This window comes from Paenibacillus sp. CR_12 (assembly GCF_041953985.1).
Classification (GTDB): Bacteria; Bacillota; Bacilli; order Paenibacillales; family Paenibacillaceae; genus Paenibacillus_AQ; species Paenibacillus_AQ lautus_A.
In genome coordinates, this window is the sequence record NZ_JAVFHO010000001.1 from 441428 (window position 1) to 463095 (window position 21668).

Consider the following 21668-nt stretch of genomic DNA (forward strand, 5'->3'; position numbering starts at 1 on the left):
GACCATGGGAGAGAGGGCGATAAGCGTCCTCTCTTTTTTTAAGTTTGAACATGCTGCGAATATGCAAAATATCCCTTGCATGACATTCCCATCTCTGTGACAAAATGTACGAAGGTGGTGAATGGAAATGCGTATACAAAACATCTTATTCGGAATGCTGTCTCTTGTATTGATCACGGTAATGGGATGCCAGCACAAACAACCTGCCGAGCAGGATTTGCTGCGGGTAAAATCCGAACAAGGAGCGACGCATAAGAAAGTCATATTTTTGATGATCGACTCCCTAATGGCTCAGGCCATCGATAAGGGCATATCCCAAAAGCAGCTGCCCACCTTTCAAACCTTGATTGAACATGGGCAATACTACAAGGATCTGGTCAGCTCTTTTCCTACGATGTCCGTTACGATCGACAGCACGATGTTAACGGGAGCCTATCCGAACGTACATGGCGTTCCGGGTCTGTTATGGTATTCGACCGACGATAAAAAAATGGTCAATTACGGCACCGGACCGATGGAAATCTTAAGGCAGGGGATCAATCCGGTCCTGACCGATGCGTTAATCCATCTGAACGGGAAGCATTTACATGCGGATTCGCGTACGATCCACGAAGATTTAGCCCGCAGGGGCTTGAAATCGGGGTCGATCAACGGCTTGGTATATCGCGGAACGACCGAGCATACGCTGACGATCCCGGATTGGATACAGGGGCCGACGTCGCTGCAGAAAAATATAAAAGTTAAAGGCCCGGATTTTTTAACCTTGGGAGCTCTGTCCAATCCCTTCGACGGTAACGAGAAATTGCCTGACGATCTCACCGAACGGATGGGGATGAACAATAAGTTCGCGATAGGGGCCGTAAACTATCTGATCCAAGCTGATAAGCTGCCGGATTTTTTGTATGTATATTTGCCGGACTTGGACCAGAAGCTTCATAAAAAGGGGCCGTCGGAGCTCGAAGGCGTCAAAAAGGTGGATCAGCAGCTTCAATCCTTACTGCAGTCGTTCGGATCGCCGGAAAAAGCGTTCGAAGAGGCTATATTCGTCATTGCCGGGGATAGCGGCATGACGCAGCTTCTTCCACGTGAGCAGCGTTCGGAGATTGATTTGCCTGCTATGCTGAAGGGCATCCGCATATTAAAGCCGGGTGAGGATCTTAAGGATGAAACCGAGATTGCGCTGGCGGTGAATGAAACGATGGCTTACGTATATAAGTTCAAGCCGGATCGTACGTTGCGAAGCTTGGCCGAAATCATAAGCAAGGATGACCGCATTGATTTTGTTGCATGGAAAGAAGACGAATGGATTCACGCCATGCAGGGATCCACGTATAAGGAGCTCCAATATAAAGAGAAGGGCAGCCTGATCGACCGTTATAAACAAGCGTGGACCGTGAAGTTGGATGCCGAAGTGCTGGACCTTCAATTGAATGCCCAGACTCGCACTTTGGACTACGGGCAATATCCGGATGTGCTGGCGAGATTGTCAGGGGCGCTGAACTCCCATAAAGGGCAATTCTTGGTGGTCACGGCTAAACCGGGATACGAATTGGCGGACCGAAGCTCTCCGACCCATGAGGGGGGCGGGGGCCACGGATCGATTCGCCACATGGAATCGCTTGTTCCGCTGATCATTGTCGGAACAAACGAGAAGCCTCCGCATTTACGTATGGTTGACTTGAAAGCCTATTTGCTTGATTTGCTGGCGAATCACAATCAAAAGGCAAAATAGTGCTGCCGATGAATCTGCCTGTGCTAGGCACCCTGTTCCGATTTTTTTGGAAAAGGGTGCCTTTTTAGTAGCGATTTTTTTGGCCTTTGCCGTTATAATATGATGTAATTCTTGCCTAGAAAAAGAGAAGGAGTTGGACTAATATGTCATCAAACCGCTTGATTCATTCCGTTATTTTTTCGCTTAAGCATGAGAAAGGCTCGGAGGAGGAGCATCGTTTCCTGGAGGACGGACGAGCTGCCCTCAGCACGATTCCGACGGTTCAGGAGTTTAAGGTATTCAAGCAAATCAGTCCCAAAAATACATACGATTTCGGCTTCTCCATGAAGTTTGCGAGCGAAGCCGATTATGAAGCCTACAATGTGCATCCTCAGCATGTTGATTTTGTCGAGAATCGCTGGGAGAAGGAAGTCGAGCAGTTTCTGGAGATCGATTACAGCGAGATATAGAAGTGGCCCATAAGCAATGGCACCATAAATCATGTTAGGGGGAGAAAACATTGACTAGAGCAGGGGAAGGGTCGGAGCCTCAAATAACGCCGCGGCCGGCGCTAGGACGTCTGAAGCCTTACACGGCGGGTAAACCCATCTGGGAAGTGCAGCAAGAATACGGACTGGATCGCGTCATTAAGCTGGCTTCCAATGAAAATTCGCTCGGTCCTTCGCCAAAAGCATTGCAAGCCATTCAGAATCAGCTGCCTGACCTGCACCGTTATCCCGATGAACGCTCGTCGGTTCTTGCGCAAGCGCTTGGCCGGAACCTGGGATTGGCAGCGAATCAATTCATCGTGACGAACGGCGGAGATGAGCTGATCATGCTGATTTCACGGGCGTATCTGGAGCCTGGCGACGAGATTGTGGTGCCCGATCCGACATTTAGCGAATACGAGTTTGGCGCATTTCTCATGTCGGGCACGGTCATTAAGGTGCCGCTGCGCGAGCCATATGCTTTCTCTGCTGAAGATATGCTGGCCGTTATGACGGAACGTACCAAAATCGTTTACCTGTGCACCCCGAATAATCCTACAGGCACCTACATGCCAGAGTCCGAAATGAGAAAGCTGCTCGACAGCCTTCCGGATCGCGTGCTGGTGGTCATTGATACCGCATACCGCCATTATGCCACGGCCTCCGATTATTCGGACGGCATCGATTTCATCAAGTCGGGTTATCCGGTCATCACCCTCAACACCTTCTCTAAAATTTACGGGCTTGCGGGCATTCGAGTCGGATACGGCGCTGCTTCCGAAGGGATCATCCGCACGCTGCTGCAGGTTAAGGAGCCCTTTAACGTGAATGCATTGGCACAGGCAGCGGCCGCGGCCGCGCTCGGAGATGAAGAACATGTCGATGCATCCCGCCGGATGAATGAACAAGGAAGGCACCAAATCTATAAGGGACTGAACCGATTATCGATTCCTTATGTCGAGAGCATGAGCAATTTCATTCTGGCAGAGCTTGGCGAACATGCAGATATCATATACCATCAACTGCTGGAACGGGGGATCATCGTCCGGTCAGCCAAAGGGTGGGGGCTTCCGCGTCATATTCGGATTTCGGTAGGAACCGCGGAAGAAAATCAAGGTTTGCTGGACGCTTTACGCGAGATCCTGGTCCATTCAACATAAACCGTTGAAGAAGGAATACAAAGGCATTACCCGGGAGGCAAGGATCACGTCAATAATCTTGCAGCAACCAGCTCATCCAAAACTAAAAAAGAGCCGCAGGCGCGGCTCTTTTTGTTTTGAGTTCCATCTGTTTTTGATCCATTTTTCCGGGACCTACAGGTTTTTAAGATTGCCACGATTCTCAATGACGGTCGTAACGCTCAGCTTGAAATCCAGATCGGGATAATACGTCGTTCTCCAATCCTGCAGTTGTTCGCGGGTCAGGTGGTTTCTGAAATGTTGTCCCAGGGCCAGTATATCCGCTTGTTCTTTTTGCGTTTGCTTAAACATCTGATTCAGCCTGGTGGTGAGCAGTTCTTCCAGCTTCCCGTTGATCTGCTCTTCCGTCGGGTGTCCCCTGGAGTCCAGGATGGTGACTTTCAGCCTGAGATGGCTTCGAAGGTAAGGTCTTCCATCCTTCATCCAGCTGCGATGAGTCAGCCTGTTGCTAATGATTTGAACGGTGGCGCTGTTCATAACCTCGACCTTCCCGAATGCGCTTTTTCCGTAAAAGGCATTGGCAACAAGGGTTTCGTCGGGCCCGATTCGGCCTGTCATCCTGCCATTCTTGATGATGGCTGAGCCTACGCATTCGATACTGGTGGATCTGCCTGAGCGAATGATCGGGACGATCACGTCATGCGTATAAGAATGAATGCTTCGAAACATTTGCCATACGCGCGTGTCCGCTAACTGGGGGTTCCATCCGGCGTTTTTTTCAAAAAAATCATAAACGATGCTGCCGCTGTGCTCCGATTTCGCCTGCACCTTTGAAAAGAATTGATCAAGCTCTTCATCGCAGATCGCTAAAAGCGTTTTGGATGAGATGTCCCTTGACCGATTAAACGCTGAAATAATGTCTTCCATGCCCTTGCTGGCAAAGTTCTTATCCACGATGACGATTTTTAAATGCAGCAGATCCACCTGAGTCTCCATGTTCATGCTCATATGATCGATGATTTCATTGATGGTGTTGCCCGTATCCGAAACGATATTGACGGTGCTGGTTTCATTCGTGGCCGGAATGTCCAGAAACACCTTATATTGATTCTCCTCCGTTAACGAAATGCCCATGATCACCGGAAGCGAGCGATGGTTAATGTCTTTGTTATCCCAGCAGCCTGCAAGCAAGGGGACCAGGGCAGCCAGCATGAGAAAGCATTTCAAAGGATGGCGGATGTTGACCGGATTGTCCATTTCAGGTTACCTCCGTTGCACGGTTTGCTTTGTGCTTGTGCCGCCATCCGATAAGGAACGTGATCAGCGGAAGCACCAGGAAAATATACAATCGCAAAGGAATAATCAATACCTGCAAATTCTTGAGGTAATTCCAGTTGGGGATGGCCAAGGATATGGCAAACAGACCAGCGGTCAGAGCAATCAACAGGTAGATGCCGGGGACATTCGGGACAGCCTTCTGGGCTAGGGTCGCAAGGACCCATAGGGTTACTCCCAAGTACATCAGCGCAAACGCCATCAGGCTTAATAAGAAGAAAATCGTGATCCGATCAAACAACAGCCAGGTGATATTCACGGTATCTATGGTCATCAGCATAGGAAATTGGTATAACTCGGCGGTGGCTTGGCCAAAAGTCAAAAGCGGCAAATAGACCGATAAGAAGAACATGGGCAGCAGCAGAAGGCAGCCCAGCATCATTTTCTTGAGACTGATATGTATGGATGGAGGCAGCAATCCCAGGAAAAAGGAGCCGCCTGCGTAAACGAATAAACTGACCAGAAAATCGGGCTTTGCGATGAAATTAAAAGTTTGCTCGCGGTCAATGAGCGGCAGCAAGTAGTACCAGTCCACATTTTGAAAGCCTAGGCAGAGAACAAACAAAATGGGGAACATGAACAACACAACCAACAGGACGCTGGTTCGCGCCATGCTGGACATTCCTTGCCACGCCATGAGAAAACCAATCGCAATCAATAGCAGCTGAACCGCCCACAACGGCGTGCTCGATAAGAAGACCAAAGTTAACATCTCGGAATAGGCCCTAAGTGTTACGATGATAGCGATGCCGAAGTAAAAGAATGCAGGAAGCAATAAGATCCACGCCAGGTATTTGCCGGTGCTGCGGAACATATCCACGACATTCGGCTGGGCGGCCCATTTCAGACCTTTAATGTACATATATAGGGCAGCTGCATGCAGCGCATAGCTGATGGAGATTCCGATCCAGTGGCCCGTGTCCATGCCGGAAAACATGTCGGAGGGATAGAGGAAAAAAATAAGTCCCATATGACAAATCACGTACAGGATGGTTGCTTGATAACCGTTCTTATCCATTTCGCTCATCCTTCTGATTCAATATTGGTAACGACAAGTAAGGAATCCCCATACTTTTCTGATGGCCCATATAAGCACAGATGACAACGATTCCAGCAAGTAATCCCAGCATGCCATAGATGGCGGACAGTATGATCAGCAGATACTTGAACACTCGCACGGATACGGAGTTTTGGAAACCTACCACCGTAGAAGAAGCTATGGTTGTACCCGCCAGCACAATAATCAACAGGTTGCTGACGAGTTTGGCGGATACGGCAGCTTGGCCAAGTATAATGCCGCCAACCATCGTAATGGTAGGACCCACGCTTTTGGGTAGACGGACGCTGGCTTCCAGGATCAGTTCCAGAACGATAAGGAGCAGCAGCGTCTCGACAAAGGCGGGATAAGGGACTTCTTGCCGGCTGTTAGCAATCGAGAGAGCCAGTTGAAGCCGAAGAACCTCGGGATTGACGGATACCAGGGCAACATAGAGTCCGGGAATAATCGTCGCGATCAATACGCCGAGGATTCTCAAGAATCGGATCAGGTACATGAAGGGGAGGGGATAATTATGATCGTCCTTCATGCAGAACATATCCATGACAAGGCTGGGGATAATGATTGCGAACGGATAACGGTCAAGCATTAACACGGCCTTGCCCTGCTGAAGGGAGTGGGCTGCATTCTGCGGAAGTTCCGTCATGTTGAAGTTGGTTACGAGCGACCACGTGTTGACGCCAAGCATCTTTTCGAGTTGCTGGATATGATGAACATCCTGATCCAGACCTGATTTGATTTTTGCTTGAATGGATTGTAATAACCGGTGGTTGATCTTGTCTTCCTGATAAATTAATAATAAAGATTTGGGATGGCTCTTCCCGACGGTGTACGTTTCCACTTGCAAGGAAGATCCGGTGCAATGTTTTCGAAGAATGCCGATGTTCGTATTGATATCTTCCAGAAAGGCGCTGCTGGAGCCGTATAATGTGTTCTCGGTTTCGGGAGATGCGACGGAGCGGGTGACAGCTTTCGATATCGGAAGAACGGCGCTGCAGGATCCGGACGCAGGTTCCAGAATGATCAGGTGGCCCTTCATGATGTCGGGAACAACCACTTCCAATTTGGGTTCAACAAGCTCGCCCACGATTTTAAGCAGATCAGCGGGCGGCAGGGCGGTTTCGGTTAGATTCGAGGTTTGGGTTTGAAGCGATGCGATGCTCTGGGGAATATCCACTAATGAATCCAAACCGATCACCTGGACATGATATTGCAGCAATCGAACTTCAACATTGAAATAATCGGCATTCGCTTTGAAATATTCAGCCAGGCTTTCATTGAGGTTCATATCTGCATCCGCTCCTCCGCCATACTTAATGTTAGATATCATTTCCATTGCAGCCTCTGCTTTATGCAAGAAAAGTACGCCGGCTGATGTCACAATCGCATTGCCTTATTTGTCTATATGTTGGAATAGACGAAAAGGAGAGAAATTGAATGGAAAAAATGCTCATTATTAATGCTCATCCGAAGGTGGAAGCAGCGGCCTCTGTCAGTTTACAGGTGCTTCAGCATTTTGTAGAGGCGTACACGAAATGGAATCCAGCAGGGATAATCGAACAGGTAGATTTATACCGCGATCATATACCTGCGATTGACTACAGGGTTCTTGAGGCATGGAGCAAACAGGGAAGAGGGGGGCCGCTTAACGAAGAGGAGCAGCAGATCACGGACCGGATGTCCGTCATCCTGAGGCAGTTTAAGGATGCGCGGAAGTATGTCATTGCCATGCCATTGCACAATTTCAACGTACCGTCCAAGCTTAAGGATTATATCGACAACATCCTCATCGCGCGTGAGACGTTTCGATACACGGAGAACGGTTCGGAAGGTTTGCTAACGGATGGCCGCCGTTTGCTGGTCATTCAGGCAAGTGACGCCATCTACACGAATAATGACTGGTATACCGAGGTGGAATATTCACATAAGTACCTTAAATCCATGTTTAATTTCATGGGGATCATGGATTATCAGATCATCCGGGCACAAGGGAATGCCATTCTGGATCGAAGTCAAATTCTGGAGAAGGCTTTTCAGGAAGCCGAAACGGCTGCGAAGAACTTGGCTATGGCGGAGACTTCAGATATAGAGCCTATACGAAGTGGATTAGCGGAATAGGAATGTATCATGAACAAGGCTGCCTGATGGCAGCCTGTTTTATATGTATCCGTGATCCTTTAAATAAGCATGCAGGAGCATCATTCCGTCACGGATCTCACCAGGCTCAAGATGGCCGTAGCCAAACAGCAGCTTGTTGGCGTGGAGACCTTTTTGAATGCTGTGATAATCCAGCGGCGTGATGCGTATTCGATCTTGCCTGATCCTCTGCCTGAAAGCCTCGTCAAAGACAGCCCCGGGAAACTCTACGGCAAGATGCAAACCGGCTGCATCTCCCCAAGAACGCCAATCATCTTCGAAGTGTTCATGTAATGAAGACAAGAGGACCTGCCTGCGTTCGCCGTAGATCTTACGCATTTTCCCGATATGCCTGTCAAATTTCCGGGTATGTAAAAATTCGGCCAAAGCAGCCTGTTCAAAAGGGGGATTTTGCACATCGGTATGGGTACGTAACCGGCCCCAGCTTTGTTGAAGCCGACGGGGAACCACCGCGTAACCGATGCGAAGCGCAGGGAATAGAACCTTGCTGAATGTGCCGACATAGACCACCCTATCGGGATCCATGGCATATAAAGGCGAGACGGAATCCCCGTAATATCTGAACTCGCTGTCATAATCGTCCTCAATGATATAGCTGTCGTTCTTTCTGGCGTAACGAATAAGGGCAGCGCGCCGATCGGCCGGCAGGATACCGCCAAGTGGAAATTGGTGGGAGGGGGTGACATACACGGGACCACTTGATTTGCCTCCCAGCAGATCTGTTTGCATGCCGCATTCGTCCACGGGAACTGGACGTATGCGATACCCTTTATTGATAAACGTCTGCAGCATCTCGATATTGCAAGGATCTTCAAACCATATCTCCTGACGGTCCCGAAAGAGCAAATCGGCAAGGATGCTGAGCGCATGCGTCGCGCCTGCCGTTATGTATATATCCTGGGCATCCACGCTGAGTCCTTTGCTGCGAAATAGCCATAAAGCGATTTCATTGCGCAGCGCCGGCAGGCCCTGGGGACCCGTATAACCCAGCAGGGCGGAGCTCATGCCGCCAAGGGTTTTCGATGAAATCTGCTGCCATGCGTACCGCGGGAATAACCTCAGTTCTGGCTGGCCCGTGCGAAAATCCGCTGCAAAGTCAGGAGGACCTTCTTTCTGCGTCCGCGGTGCGGCGTCAGTCGGAGGATCCAGCACGATGCCTGAGGCTACGCGCGTCGGCGCTCCTTGCCTGCTGACCACATAGCCCTCGACGTTCAGCATGTCCAGAGCTTCGTTGACCGTGGCACGAGATACGTTTAGATCCCTGGCCAATTGACGGGAAGAGGGGACGGCTTCTCCTGACTGCAGGTTTCCTTGAACGATCCTATCCCTTATGGCCAAATAAATTTGGCGTTTGAGCGAAACTTCGCTGTTCCGATCTAATTTGATTCCCCACATGCTGGCTCGGCCTCCGACTGGTATGCTTATATTTGTGATCAACTGGCTCTTTTATCATACCAGTTAATTTCCTATGATTGTAGCATAGATTAGCGGCCATCGATTGGAGATTTTTAAGGGGATGTGATCATGTTGGAACGATGGAAAGGGATGCTTTATTTAATGGGGGCTTTCACGCTGGCAGGAACCTCTGTCATCACGGCGTGGCTGTTGAACGGAAAGTTAGGTGCGTTTACTATAACGGCGGCCAGCTTATTGCTGGCTCTGTTATGCATGCTTCCTTTTAGCATGAAGGATTTGAGGAGAACGGTTGGCAGGCTTTCATGGGGCGAATGGGGGTATCTGTTTTTTCAGGCGCTCTTGGGTATGTTTCTGTTCCGGATGCTTCTACTGCATGGCCTTCTTCATACTAGCACGGCAGAAGCCGGAATACTCACGGGGACTACGCCCGCTTTTACCGTGATGTTGGCATTCATGCTCCTGAAGGAATCGGTTAGCGGCAGCAAGCTGGCAGGCATTCTCAGCACGGTAGGAGGCATCCTCGTATTACAAGGAATGCTCACGCCCGGCCTTTCTTTCAAGGTGCAGCACATATATGGGAACTTGCTGGTGCTCTGCGCGGCTCTAAGCGAATCCGGCTTTAACCTGCTATCCCGTATCGGTTCGGTGAAGCAAACGGCTTCCCCAAACCATGCCATGCATCCTGTAGTCCAAACGACGCTCGTCTCGGCGATCGCCTTCCTATTATGCTTGATTCCCGCAGGTTTCGAGGATCCTGTCAATTCTTTGGCCGCCATCGGGTTACGAGAATGGCTGGCACTGATATGGTATGGTCCGATCGTGACGGCCGTGGCGTTCATCATGTGGTATGCCGGCATTAAGCGCTGCCATGTTTCAACAGCTGCCGCTTTTTCCGGCATGATGCCTTTCACGGCTCTATTGTTATCTGTCATGGTACTAAAAGAACCCGCAGGATGGGAGCAGTGGGGCGGAGGCATTCTGGTCGTTCTCGGTATGTTCCTCATTGGCAGGCAGCAGGCCATAAGCCCTACGTCGGCCAAACAGCTTCAGTCGGAACATGGAAGCCTCGCTGGAGTGAGGGAATAGATTAACAAAAAGAAGCAGCGTTGATCGCTGCTTTGCTTGTGGATCGGCAAGGCTCAGCGTTTCAAGAGATTCAGGTGCCAACTGTCTGATTGACTGAGAGACCGCTTGCTGGGGGTTGTATTCATCAAAGGAGAAGTTTGAAAGGATAAAATTGGGTTATAGATTATACAAGCGAAAAAACATAAATCAATGACAGGAGTGATCAGAATGGACAAGGTACTGGTTAAGCTATTGGTCCATGGCGCGATGATTACGGCCATCATCGTCGGGCTATCCAATGCCACGTTTGCATCAGCCGCGATTGCCGCGCTGGGAATAGGCGTTGCGTCTTATCTCGTGGGTGACCTATTAATTTTGCCAAGAACCAATAATATGGTTGCAACCATCGCGGACGCAGGACTTGTACTCGTCCTGCTGTGGCTTATTAGTGAATTGGCGAACTGGACGTTGGAATTCCCGGTGATTCTACTCATAGTGGTGTTAGCCGGGATCTTTGAATATTTCTTTCACATCTGGCTCCTGCGTGATCATCAGCCTGTCAAGAAGCAGCAGGCTTAGTAGTCGGGCGCCAGTCAATTGGCAATAAGAAGTTAGAAACAGCAAACACTCTGAGCTGATAAAGCTCAGAGTGTTTTGGTGTTTAACGCCATGTTTATTCGGGTCTCTTGATTTGAAGCGGCGGCGGAATAAGCCAGCCTTTTTCTTTATTCATCTGAAGGATTCGCACACCTTGGGCCGTCTTGGCGAGATGATATTTAGCGAATAACGCACCGATATCCTCACGGATCGATTGTCCCATGATTTGACTGCATGATACCAGTCCGAGCGAGGTATCCGCTGCGATTTTGGCCGCGATTTCCGGATCCGTGAATCTTGCGCCAGCCGGAATATCCTCAAGTTTGACAGGGGGTCTTTCGGGAAGCCCCGGTGCAGGCGGGATTCCGTTGTCGGTTAGCAGCTCGTCGCATTCTTTAATCTCGAGTTTCGCCTGATCCAGCAGATCATGAAGTATTTTTTTTAGGTCTTTATCTCCCGCGTGATTCAAATAAGCCTCGTAGCAGGAAACCATGCCCTTTGCCAGCATGGAGGTTTCCCAAACGCTAAAAATCTCCCCGTAATGCATGGGTTCATCCTTAGGGTTGCCGCTTAATATACCCATCCCAATCGCTCCTTTAATATTTATCCAAACAGAGTCATTATGTACAGGAGGTCATTGTTTCATTCTTTCAAAAAATCAGATTGAAGTTCTAGGAGAATTTGCAGGAAATCATTGTATCGGGTGCAGACGCATGGAAAAAGAGAGGCCTAGGCAAACTTGATACATGACAATTTAGAAGAAGCGGAGGATATGCATATGTATTTTTATAAAGAGGATCTGATCAACCTGATCGTTCCGGATAAACCAGATCCCGCAGCTGCCAAAGTCCTGCAAGAAACGTTAGGCGGCCGGTTCGGCGAAATGCGGACGATGATGCAGTTTTTCTTTCAGAGCAGCAATTTTCGAGGAAAGGCAACGCAGTACCGCGACTTGATCCGCGGTGTTTTTTTGGAAGAAATCAGCCATGTCGAATTGGTCCAACATACAATCAACCAGCTGCTTACCGGTGCTGGAGCAGAAGGAGCGGGAAACTCCGGGATGGACGCGGCCCCGCTGAACGAAGCGATCCAACATGCGAATCCGCATCATTTTATTATGGGAGCCCAAAGTTCTTTGCCTGTGGACGCCGCCGGAAACCCGTGGATGGGAAATTACGTGTACGATCACGGCAATCTGGTTGGTAATTTGCTCGATAATATTGTACTTGAATCTACGGGAGTGCTTCAAAAAACACGAATTTATGAGATGAGCACGAACAAGGCCTTCCGCGAAACGCTGGCTTTCCTCATCGTACGGGATAATGCACATCAAAATGCTTTTGCAAAAGCGTTGGAGACGCTTGGCGTGGAATGGGGCAAAATATTTCCCGTTCCGAATTATGACATCCATAAATACCCGGAATGTCAGAAATACGTTGATATGGGTTTCCATAACGCTCAGTTCAATTTCAGGCTGGATGACACACGCATCGGCGAAATTTTCAGCGGTCAAACACCTAGCAGAAACGGCGGAGAATTACAAGTGGTTCAACCGCCGGAGGGTTTCCCGTTACCTGTGATGCCGGAGCTGGCCAACGAGCACGCACCTGGTTTATACGATTTAAATCATTAAGTCTGCATCCGTTCGGATATGCAGGTTATTGAATAAAAAGAGGCAGTCATCGGGCTGCTTCTTTTTGCGTGCTTCGTCAGAAATCATGAGATCTAATTGTCATTTGTCATTATGACGTGCAACTGTTTATATAAAAATTAATTATAATCATACGGCCTATATATAAGAGTTTGTCGAGGATGATACCCTTGAGTGCAAGGAGGGATTTGGATTGAGTTTATTTCCTGTCACTTACTCGCTTCTGTCCAAACAAGCGGTAGGGTTACATATCCAACGCAATTATGAGATCGGTTCCGTTGTGAAAATTCAGTATTTCTTGCGGGGGATGAACGATACGTACGCAATAGAAACAGATGTTGATAAGTATATCTTCCGTATCTATAGGGCCGATCGAAGAAGCCGGCCTGACATCGAGTTTGAATTGGAATTGCTGCGGTTTCTCAGTGCGAACGGGATCAGCGTGTCAGAGCCCATTCCGGGAAAAGACGGCGCGTACCTTAGCGGATTTAACGTCATGGAGGGAACCCGGTACGGGGTTCTATTTCAATATGCGGAAGGACACGAGATGCCGATTCACGCCGCAGCGGACAGTTACCGGTTCGGTGAATCCATTGGCCATATGCATAAGGCGGCGGATCAATTTGAAAGTCGGTTTGCAAGGGAACGGCTGGATATGGAGTTTCTTATAGATCAGCCTTTATCCATCATCAGATCCTATATGAAGCATCGGTTAACCGATTGTAACTACCTTAGTGAAATGGCAACGGAACTAAAGAAACGAATTTCGGACCTCAAGGTTCAAGGTTTAGATTGGGGCGTGTGCCACGGAGATTTGCACGGCAATACGAATGCTGCATGGACAGAGGACGGAAAGCTGACCCATTATGATTTTGATTTATGCGGTTACGGCTGGAGAGCTTACGATATTGCGGAGTTTAGGCTGGCCAGAGAAATACATAGCAGACATGACCCGGAGGAAGTGGAAAGATTGTGGGACGCCTTTCTGAGAGGGTATTGTAGCGTCAGATCTCTCAGCGAAAATGATCTTGCTGCCGTCCCTGTATTTGTTGCCGTTCGGCAGCTTTGGCTCTTTGGTCTATGTTTTCGCGATTCGGAATATGTGGGCATTGCCGACTTTGATGAAGGTTTTATAGATAGCAAAATGCAGTATTTCAAGCGTTTGGAATATGTCTAGGATGGAGGAAATTATATGAAAGTTACCGTGGAGTTAACCGACGCTTCCGCCAAATTTATGATTAACAATCTATATCCGCTATATTTGCATGATTTATCGGAGATATGGGAGTGGAAGCCGAATCGATACGGCGTCTTTGAGGATGACGATACTAGAACCTTATATGACCAGAATCAAGTTTTTGATATATGGTGGGAGAAGCCCTCGGTTTTGTTTCCCTATCTGATTCGAGTGGAAGGTATTCCGGCAGGGTTCGCCCTCGTCGCAACCCCGCCATACACTTTTGGCAGTGAATTTTACATGAATGAGTTTTTTGTTATGAAACCCTTCCGGGGCAAACATGTTGCTGAGAATGCTGCATCGCAAGTGTTCGGGAAGCATGCCGGCAGCTGGGAAGTCCAGACGAATGCCACCGATCGCAATAAGCGGGCTCAGGCATTCTGGAGAAAGACGATGCACAATTATGTTTCGCCCTCTCCCATGCAGGAATTTGTTGCAACGAGGGACGACAAAGAGATGCTGATCTTTCAGTTTGTATCATCGCGGGTGTAAAGTCCGACACACATATATGTCTTCTAAACAAAAGAAGTGATCGACATGGCGGAAAAACAATTCATACTTGAGGTATGAGTTGTTTTTTTATTTATGTTTTCGGGTGTCCCTTTTTTGGAAGATGAGGGGTTATACAGACGTAAATAAGATTTACACGGAGGTGCGTCTTCGAATTGGATTCGATCGAGGAGTACGTGAGACGTGTTAAGGCCGGAGAGGTGGATTGTTTCGAGCCTATCGTCGAAACGTACAAAAAACAGATTTACCTATATTGCTGCCGAATGCTCGGCTGCAAGCAGGATGCGCAGGATGCCGTCCAGGATATCTTCATCAAAGCGTTTACCAAGCTTTATACCTATGAAGCCAAAGTTTCATTCTCATCATGGTTATACAAGATTGGATATCATCATTGTCTCAATATTCTTCGTAAGCGACGGGTTCGCATGCGAGTAAGCCGACTGATCAAACCGGCGGGTTATGCTGATAGCGTGGAAGAGACGCTGGAGCGCAAGTGGTTTAGCGAACCGTTGGAATATGCCATGACCAAGCTCTCGGCAGAGGAGCGAAATCTGCTTGTGTTGCGGGTTTTTGAAGATAAACCATTTACGGAGATTGCGCAGATTCTGGATAAGAATCTAAGCGCGGTGAAGAAAAAATATGCTCGAATGAAACAGAAAGTCATCCAACTGATCCAGGAGAAGGAGGGGGCGGGGTTATGCGAGATTCGGGACAGCCGGAGCAAGATCGAATTCTGAGAAGCATGGAAATGCACTCCGTGGATGAAGAAGTAGACGTGACTCCCGCCATCATGCAAAAGGTGCGACGAATTCACCGGAAGAAACACGGAAGAAATGACGGCAATCGGAAGAAAACCTTAATGATTGCAATGCTTACTGCGATTTTGATTCTTTCGTCGCTTAGTGTTTACGCCAGTCATTATTTGATACAGATCAAGAACAAGGAAGGCGAAGTCATTCTGTCTACCATAAAGCCATGGAAATATTCCGAATCGGAATATAACGCCAAACGTGTGAAAGAGACGGAAGAAGAGCTGAGAAAGAGGTTAAAGCCGGGAGAACAGGCGGTATTTTATATCAAGGACCTGCACATGACGCCACTCGTCAAAGAACAACCTCTGAATTATTTTTATATGTTGACTAAGCATTCAAATTATCAGGAACTCGCAAAAGAAATCGAGGAAAAAGGCGCTCCCGTGCTTCAAGAGCCTGAATATGTACCGAAAGGGTATCGTTATGATTATGGACAGATTCAAATTATGAACAATCCCGTATGGGGCACACCGGAGTATGAAACTCTTCTGAACGAACTCAAAGAGCAGGCAGAGAAGTCGGATGAAGAACAGGGACTGTTCTATAAGATTGTTCCTTGGTTCAAGATTGCATCTACAGGAATGGAATATCGTAAAGGCGAAAATCGGATCAAGATGGTAGCTTTTGCCCGAGAGAAGGGCTCCAAGGCCGGGGTGCCCACAAACCAAGCCGTAAAAATAAAGGTGAAAGGGAAAGAAATGATTCTGTCAGCCAGTCCATCCAGCCCTTCGCGCAGCTTGACTTGGCTAAGCGACAATGAAGAGGTGCTGTATATAATTACGGATGACCCAAAGGATCCGTTGTCCAAGGATGAGTTTGCGAAGATTGCGGCAGGGCTTATTCCCTAAAGGCATCCGATTTTTTACAAAATGTCCCTTTTGATGACGGCAAGGTGTTATATGAGATGTTAATAAAACTCAAAAGGCTTTGCCGCCGAAAGGAGCACGAATGGTAACATGATAAAAAACAAGATGAAAGTCGCATTATTTCTCGCAGCCACGATGATGGTCGGATCCGTCAACGCATACGCAGCCAGTACCGAAAGCGCATCGATATCGAAGACGATATCTGCCAAACCGGAGAAGGGAATCGTTTCATATGACGATCAAATCACGGACTTGGTCAACAGACTTAAGCCAGGTCAGATGATTGCCTACTATGCTGCCGATCAGGAATTTAACCGGACAGATCAAATCTACTTCGCATCCAAGGGCTTTGCTTTCACTAAGTATACGGATTATTTGGCGAAGTCGAAGGCAATGAGTGCACCGTCCCTGACCAAGCCTGCAGCCTTGCCGAAAGGTTACACTTTCAAGAACGCGGTTGTATACTTAAAGAGTCCTGAAAGAACGTCGAGCTTGTACAAGAAGCTGGACAAGGAATTGAAGGGGAAGGCTGGAAACGGCGAGAAGTTCGTGTATTCCGAGATCATGAAGGTAAATGAAGCATCCGCTGCGATTCTGAACTATGAAAAAGGCAAAGTAAAGCTTCAAGTCGTAGCGAGTGATATCGTTCCCGAACAGCCGATAGGCGGAACGCCCGTACCGCAGGAGAAACCGAACGAATCCAAGGAAACCATCGTCATTAACGGTGTCGAATGTGTCTACACCGCCGACTCGAAGGGAAGGGATCACCTGGATTGGGTGGATGAGGAGCAACAGATTCGTTACAGCATTTGGGCGGAAGACGTCAAGTCTGATATTCTTCGCTATGCCCAAAATATGCTTGCTCAAAAATAGAAGCTCTGCATTAGATCCGGTCGATGCAATAACCCATGTTTTTATTTTTTGCTCTAAAGTCTAAACTCTTTCATATAACAAGCATAGGATATTGTGTTCCGAAAATAAAGGAGGTTAGAACCATGGGTGAAGTTGCCGGTTACAATGGCGGAGGATACGGATCGGTTGGAGCGGTGCTGGTTCTCTTTATTCTCTTGGTCATCATCTTGTCTGCTTTCGGATTCGGATTTGGAGTTTAATAGGTTATGACAAAAACCCGCACCGTTTACTCGGTGCGGGTTTCTTCCGTTCATTGCGAGGCATGCCTTCCCATTGGCGAGACCACATCGGATTCTATGAGCAAGGACAACCATTTGCTATATAACTCCCACGGTTTCCCTGAGTCCAGCAATGCTTTGCAGGTATATATTCCTTCTTCGACGGAGCTGACTTTGTCCGCCAACTGTAAACGTACCGCACCATTCAGCAGCACCTGGTAGATAAATGCGAGGTCCCCTTTGCCCAGCAGAACCTCCGCCGTAGCGTCAGCTTGTTCGGAAGGAGTCCAGCCGATGTCCGGAACCGGCACATCTAGCCCGAACGCCTCGGGATCGATGATCTGCAGGCTGGCCTTGCCGTTCTCGATCCGGTATGTCCGCGTTGGCCGGTGAATGAATAATTCATCGGAGCCTTCACTGCCTTGAATAATGATCGCTTTACGGTAATCGAGTTTCATGATCAGTCGGCTTAACCGGTCAAAAACCGTATTATGGTATACGCCGAAGGTTAAATAAGGGGAATGGGAATAATCGACAAACTTTTCCGCCGTGTTGAGTACGGTCCGCATCCCCAGTTCCTCGCGAATCGGGCGAAGGTGCTTAAGCGGAGGGCACCATTCTTCCGCATCTACATATAATACGCCCGTCCGTTTGGCCGCCCGGATGCATGAGTCTTTTGCCAATGCCGGTCCGGTTATTCCTTTCGCCGCTAGTATATCCGACAAGGTAATCCCCCACTTTGGAGGGAGGGATGTAGTCCCGTGCAGCGTAACAGGGAGATCGGCAGCCGCGAGGACAAAAGCAGTGGCTAGCGTCGAGAAAAAAGATGACTTTCTGCCGTCATAAGGACCTGCGCAGTCGATACCCGCATGTAGAAACGAACGGTCCGCATATTCACGACTGACCTTCACGAAGGCTTCCAATTCTTCCACGCTTTCCATCTTGATGCGTTCAGCGATGAAAAAGGCGCCGATCTGCGCAGGAGTAGCCTGTGCACCTAGTATCGATGCTGCAGCCTGAAGCGCTTCCTCGTAAGTCAGGTCCCGAGCGCCGCGTTTGCCGCGGCCGACTTCTTTCAATAAGTGGATCATGATTTTTTGGCACCTCCTGTACCGGTCTCTTGCAGCAATTGATACAGCTTAACGATCGAGGTGGCGACGTCCACCATTCTTTTTCTTTCATTCATCGCCTGTTTGCGCAGGACATCGTAAGCTTCGGATTCCGAAATTTGTTTCATTTCGCATAAAATGCCTTTGGCCATATCAATCCATTTTCGTTCTTCAATGCGGGCTAGGAGCTGCGTTTTTTCGTCATGCCACTGTTGACGTTCGTAAAAATGCTTTGAACTAAAATGAAGCGTCCAATGCAGCTCGTGCTCCTTCATGGAGGGAAATAAAAGTCCATCAATTGTAACATCATCTTCACATGCTTCGAGAGATTGCGAAGCGGCATGATCGCTGCACCACCACAGAACCGGCACGCGCTTTTGTTGTTCAAGGGTACTGCACCATGGCTTGATCGAGGAGACCGGAAGATGGAGAACCGTTCCGTCAGCCTCCATGATTCCGGCCAACGCTTGCTTCTCATTGCGAGCAAGGTGGATCTTATAGCCGTATGAACGAAGGATAAATTCCGGAAGAAGCGCCTTGGCAGCTGTGTCACTTCGCTCTGAAGCAGGGACCGGATGGTGGATAACCAGCAATGAACGCATGGATTGACGCTCCCTTCATAAATGAAATCCTGTCAGAGGTTAAGCTTTAGCACAAAACAGAAACTATGTTAATTTATATAACATAAATCACAAGCGGATGTCGATAATTAATTAATTTTCTTAATTTCGTGTCAAATATGTTGACAGAACTCAAATGCGTAGTGTATATTTCCCTCAAGAACTTTATACTTCCCGGATACAACGTTGTATCCCATTAGCGGCAAAGAAGCCTGTTTTCGTTCCCGGTAAGAGTGTGCCAACTCTACTGGATCGAATGCAGGCTATTTTGGTTTTTTAAGATTTGTTGATGGATGAGTATATCGAAGGTGTTAGACGGAGGGAGAGCGAACCATGACAAAAAAGAAGTTAGTGATGATCGGGAATGGCATGGCAGGAGTACGGGCTATCGAGCATTTAATCAAGCTTGCGCCCGAAGCGTATGAGATTACGATATTCGGAGCGGAGCCTCATCCGAACTACAATCGGATCATGCTGTCATCCGTCCTCGCAGGCGGAACCGATCTGAAGGAAATCATGATTAATGACTGGGATTGGTACAAGGAGAACCGGATCCAATTGCATGCAGGACATACGGTGAACCGGATCGACACGCTGCATCGCAAAGTATTCTCCGAACAAGGAGCTGTCGCTCCATATGATGCTTTGATTATTGCGACCGGCTCCAATCCGTTTATGCTGCCTTTGCCGGGTGCCGACAAGGAAGGCGTGATCGCCTTTAGGGATATCCAGGATTGCGAAACGATGGTGAAGACGTCGCAGCAATATAAGAAAGCGGTGGTCATCGGGGGAGGCCTCTTGGGCCTGGAGGCCGCTCGAGGTCTTCTGCATCTGGGCATGGATGTATCCGTGGTTCACCTGAATCCCTATTTAATGGAACGGCAATTGGACGAGACGGCAGCCAAAATGCTGCAGCGTGAACTCGAAACACAAGGAATGACGTTTTTGCTGAATAAAAATTCGGAATCGATCTCGGGTCGGAAGCGGGTGAGGGCGCTCCATTTTACGGACGGGAGCAGCGTCGAGACCGATCTGATCGTGATGGCCGTCGGGATCAAGCCAAACGTCTCTTTGGCACAGTCCTCCGGGATCGAGGTTAATCGCGGGATCGTCGTTAACGACTATATGGAGACGAACGTACCCGGCGTCTATGCGGTGGGCGAATGCGCGGAGCATCGGGGCATCGCTTATGGTCTTGTAGCCCCGCTGTACGAACAAGGAGCGGTACTCGCCAAGCATCTGGCAGGTGTGGAGACTAGTGGATATGCCGGTTCCGTCACGTCAACGAAATTAAAGGTATCCGGCGTGGATGTATTCTCCGCAGGTCATTTTGCAGACCCGGAAGGAACCAGATCCATGCGATATCAAGACGAGGTCGAAGGGGTATACAAAAAAATCGTCGTTCGCGAAGACCGGCTCATCGGGGCTGTTATGTTCGGCGATACGGGGGATGGACCGAAGCTGTTTTCGCTCATGAAGAGCGGGGAATCCATCAGGGGCAGAGAGAAAGAGCTTCTGTTAGGCTTCGCGCCTAATGCAGGCGTTGTATCACCGGAGCAGCGGCTGGCTCAGCTGGCGGATGATGAGATCATTTGCGGCTGTAACGGCGTATCGAAAGAAGCGATCAAAGATGCCATTCTTACGAAGAACTGCAATACCGTCGCATCCGTTAAAGCTTGTACCAAAGCTTCGGGATCCTGCGGCGGCTGCAAACCTCTTGTCGAGGGACTCGTTCAATTATACGCCGGGGATGCTGCCGGGGAGCCGGTAAAAGAAGGGATATGCGGATGTACTTCGCTGGGGAGAGATGAAATTATCACCGAGATCACCCGTCTTGGACTGGGTACCGTGAAAGAAGTGATGAATGTGCTGGGATGGGACAATCCGGAGGGGTGCTCCAAGTGCCGTCCATCGCTGAACTACTATCTCGGCATGCTGTTTCCGGAATCCTACGTGGACGAGAAGGAATCCCGTTTCACGAACGAGCGGTACCATGCCAACATTCAGAAGGACGGCACGTATTCCGTGGTGCCTCGGATATACGGTGGGGTGACGTCGCCTTCGGAGCTAAAGAAAATCGCCGAGATTGCAGAAAAATTCGATGTGCCGATGGTCAAGATTACGGGCGGACAGCGGATCGATCTGCTCGGCGTCAAGAAGGAGGATCTGCCGAGGATGTGGGAGGAGCTGGATATGCCTTCCGGTTATGCTTACGGTAAAGCCCTCCGCACGGTTAAAACTTGCGTAGGGTCCACGTTTTGCCGATTCGGCACGCAGGACTCCATAGGTATGGGCGTGCGTTTGGAGAAAGAATTTGAGCGGCTGAGCACCCCGGCCAAAGTGAAACTGGCGGTTTCCGGATGTCCTCGGAACTGCGCGGAAGCCACCATTAAGGATTTTGGCGTTGTGGCAATTGATGGCGGCTGGGAACTGCACGTCGGCGGCAATGGAGGCTTTCATGTCCGGGCCACGGAATTGTTATGCGTCGTAAAGACCGAAGACGAGGTAGTCGAATGGGCCGGAGCCTTTATCCAATATTACCGCGAAAACGCACAATGGAATGAACGGACGTCGGTTTGGATCGAGCGAGTGGGCCTGGACCATGTGAAAAAAGCATTGGAGAAGAAAGAGGACCGCGCCGCTCTTGTTTCCAGAATAAAGCTGGCTTTAAGCAAGCAAAAGGATCCGTGGAAGGAGATTACGTCAGACAGCGGGCTTCGTAAAAATTTCGTGCCTTTGCCTGACGCCGAAGCTGTGACGAAATAGGG

The 21668-nt window shown here is 49.0% G+C and carries 21 protein-coding genes; 14 read left to right on the forward strand and 7 right to left on the reverse strand.

The features are described from left to right. Positions 1–127 precede the first annotated feature (127 nt). The 3 genes from RB297_RS02080 (at position 128) to hisC (ending at position 3359) form a co-directional block, all read left to right on the forward strand. Entirely contained in the window at positions 128–1732 is a 1605-nt protein-coding gene (locus RB297_RS02080; RefSeq protein WP_213578098.1) for an alkaline phosphatase family protein, read from the forward strand. A 143-nt stretch (positions 1733–1875) separates the two neighbouring features. Beyond that, positions 1876–2181, forward strand: coding sequence for a Dabb family protein (locus RB297_RS02085; RefSeq protein WP_009593575.1), 306 nt, complete (start codon positions 1876–1878; stop codon positions 2179–2181). A gap of 50 nt (positions 2182–2231) precedes the next feature. Further along, positions 2232–3359 carry a histidinol-phosphate transaminase gene (hisC, locus tag RB297_RS02090; RefSeq protein WP_375119581.1) on the forward strand — a complete coding sequence of 376 codons (1128 nt, stop codon included), beginning with the start codon at positions 2232–2234 and terminating at the stop codon, positions 3357–3359. A gap of 153 nt (positions 3360–3512) precedes the next feature. On the opposite strand, the gene RB297_RS02095 is transcribed toward hisC, so the two are convergent. The 3 genes from RB297_RS02095 to RB297_RS02105 are packed head-to-tail and all read right to left on the reverse strand — an operon-like array spanning position 3513 to position 7018. Then, complete coding sequence (locus RB297_RS02095) at positions 3513–4595, reverse strand: Ger(x)C family spore germination protein (protein WP_277748708.1); 1083 nt, start codon at positions 4593–4595, stop codon at positions 3513–3515. Position 4596: 1 nt separating this feature from the next. Then, complete coding sequence (locus RB297_RS02100; RefSeq protein ID WP_375119582.1) at positions 4597–5691, reverse strand: GerAB/ArcD/ProY family transporter; 1095 nt, start codon at positions 5689–5691, stop codon at positions 4597–4599. Further along, complete coding sequence (locus tag RB297_RS02105) at positions 5684–7018, reverse strand: spore germination protein (protein ID WP_375119583.1); 1335 nt, start codon at positions 7016–7018, stop codon at positions 5684–5686. The genes RB297_RS02100 and RB297_RS02105 overlap by 8 nt, the downstream gene beginning before the upstream one ends. Positions 7019–7167: 149 nt before the next feature. Here RB297_RS02105 and RB297_RS02110 point away from each other — a divergent pair, with 149 nt between their 5' ends. Further along, a complete protein-coding gene (locus RB297_RS02110) occupies positions 7168–7848 on the forward strand; it encodes an FMN-dependent NADH-azoreductase (protein WP_096775482.1) in 681 nt (226 codons plus the stop codon). A 39-nt stretch (positions 7849–7887) separates the two neighbouring features. Here the strand turns inward: RB297_RS02110 and pdxR are convergent, their stop codons facing one another. Beyond that, a complete protein-coding gene (gene pdxR, locus RB297_RS02115; RefSeq protein ID WP_375119584.1) occupies positions 7888–9282 on the reverse strand; it encodes a MocR-like pyridoxine biosynthesis transcription factor PdxR in 1395 nt (464 codons plus the stop codon). Positions 9283–9411: 129 nt separating this feature from the next. Between pdxR and RB297_RS02120 the strand changes: the two genes are divergently transcribed. Then, positions 9412–10389, forward strand: coding sequence for a DMT family transporter (locus RB297_RS02120; RefSeq protein ID WP_375119585.1), 978 nt, complete (start codon positions 9412–9414; stop codon positions 10387–10389). A gap of 207 nt (positions 10390–10596) precedes the next feature. Next, the gene (locus tag RB297_RS02125; protein ID WP_096775485.1) at positions 10597–10947 is read left to right on the forward strand and encodes a DUF2512 family protein; all 351 of its coding nucleotides are present in this window, start codon (positions 10597–10599) and stop codon (positions 10945–10947) included. A gap of 94 nt (positions 10948–11041) precedes the next feature. Here the strand turns inward: RB297_RS02125 and RB297_RS02130 are convergent, their stop codons facing one another. Further along, a complete protein-coding gene (locus RB297_RS02130) occupies positions 11042–11548 on the reverse strand; it encodes a DUF3231 family protein (protein WP_375119586.1) in 507 nt (168 codons plus the stop codon). Positions 11549–11743: 195 nt separating this feature from the next. On the opposite strand from RB297_RS02130, the gene RB297_RS02135 reads away from it, so the two are divergent. The 7 genes from RB297_RS02135 to RB297_RS02165 all read left to right on the forward strand — a co-directional run bounded on the left by RB297_RS02135 (position 11744) and on the right by RB297_RS02165 (position 17153). Continuing rightward, complete coding sequence (locus RB297_RS02135; RefSeq protein WP_192572216.1) at positions 11744–12598, forward strand: manganese catalase family protein; 855 nt, start codon at positions 11744–11746, stop codon at positions 12596–12598. 211 nt (positions 12599–12809) lie between these two features. Beyond that, on the forward strand, positions 12810–13793 hold the full coding sequence (locus tag RB297_RS02140) for a phosphotransferase (RefSeq protein ID WP_375119587.1): 984 nt from the start codon (positions 12810–12812) through the stop codon (positions 13791–13793). A gap of 15 nt (positions 13794–13808) precedes the next feature. Beyond that, entirely contained in the window at positions 13809–14345 is a 537-nt protein-coding gene (locus RB297_RS02145) for a GNAT family N-acetyltransferase (protein WP_213578118.1), read from the forward strand. Positions 14346–14539: 194 nt separating this feature from the next. Next, the gene (locus RB297_RS02150) at positions 14540–15100 is read left to right on the forward strand and encodes an RNA polymerase sigma factor (RefSeq protein ID WP_228468945.1); all 561 of its coding nucleotides are present in this window, start codon (positions 14540–14542) and stop codon (positions 15098–15100) included. Further along, the gene (locus tag RB297_RS02155; RefSeq protein ID WP_375119588.1) at positions 15061–16023 is read left to right on the forward strand and encodes a hypothetical protein; all 963 of its coding nucleotides are present in this window, start codon (positions 15061–15063) and stop codon (positions 16021–16023) included. The genes RB297_RS02150 and RB297_RS02155 overlap by 40 nt, the downstream gene beginning before the upstream one ends. Positions 16024–16131: 108 nt before the next feature. Beyond that, on the forward strand, positions 16132–16914 hold the full coding sequence (locus RB297_RS02160; protein WP_375119589.1) for a hypothetical protein: 783 nt from the start codon (positions 16132–16134) through the stop codon (positions 16912–16914). Positions 16915–17036: 122 nt separating this feature from the next. Further along, positions 17037–17153, forward strand: coding sequence for a hypothetical protein (locus tag RB297_RS02165; protein WP_009593567.1), 117 nt, complete (start codon positions 17037–17039; stop codon positions 17151–17153). A gap of 50 nt (positions 17154–17203) precedes the next feature. Here the strand turns inward: RB297_RS02165 and RB297_RS02170 are convergent, their stop codons facing one another. Next, positions 17204–18262: an anthranilate phosphoribosyltransferase gene (locus tag RB297_RS02170; RefSeq protein ID WP_375119590.1), complete on the reverse strand. Its 1059-nt coding sequence runs from the start codon at positions 18260–18262 to the stop codon at positions 17204–17206. Continuing rightward, positions 18259–18882: an ANTAR domain-containing response regulator gene (locus RB297_RS02175; RefSeq protein ID WP_375119591.1), complete on the reverse strand. Its 624-nt coding sequence runs from the start codon at positions 18880–18882 to the stop codon at positions 18259–18261. Before RB297_RS02175 ends, RB297_RS02170 begins: the two co-directional genes overlap by 4 nt. Before the next feature lie 351 nt (positions 18883–19233). Between RB297_RS02175 and nirB the strand changes: the two genes are divergently transcribed. After that, entirely contained in the window at positions 19234–21666 is a 2433-nt protein-coding gene (gene nirB / locus RB297_RS02180; RefSeq protein WP_375119592.1) for a nitrite reductase large subunit NirB, read from the forward strand. The last annotated feature ends 2 nt before the right edge of the window (positions 21667–21668 follow it).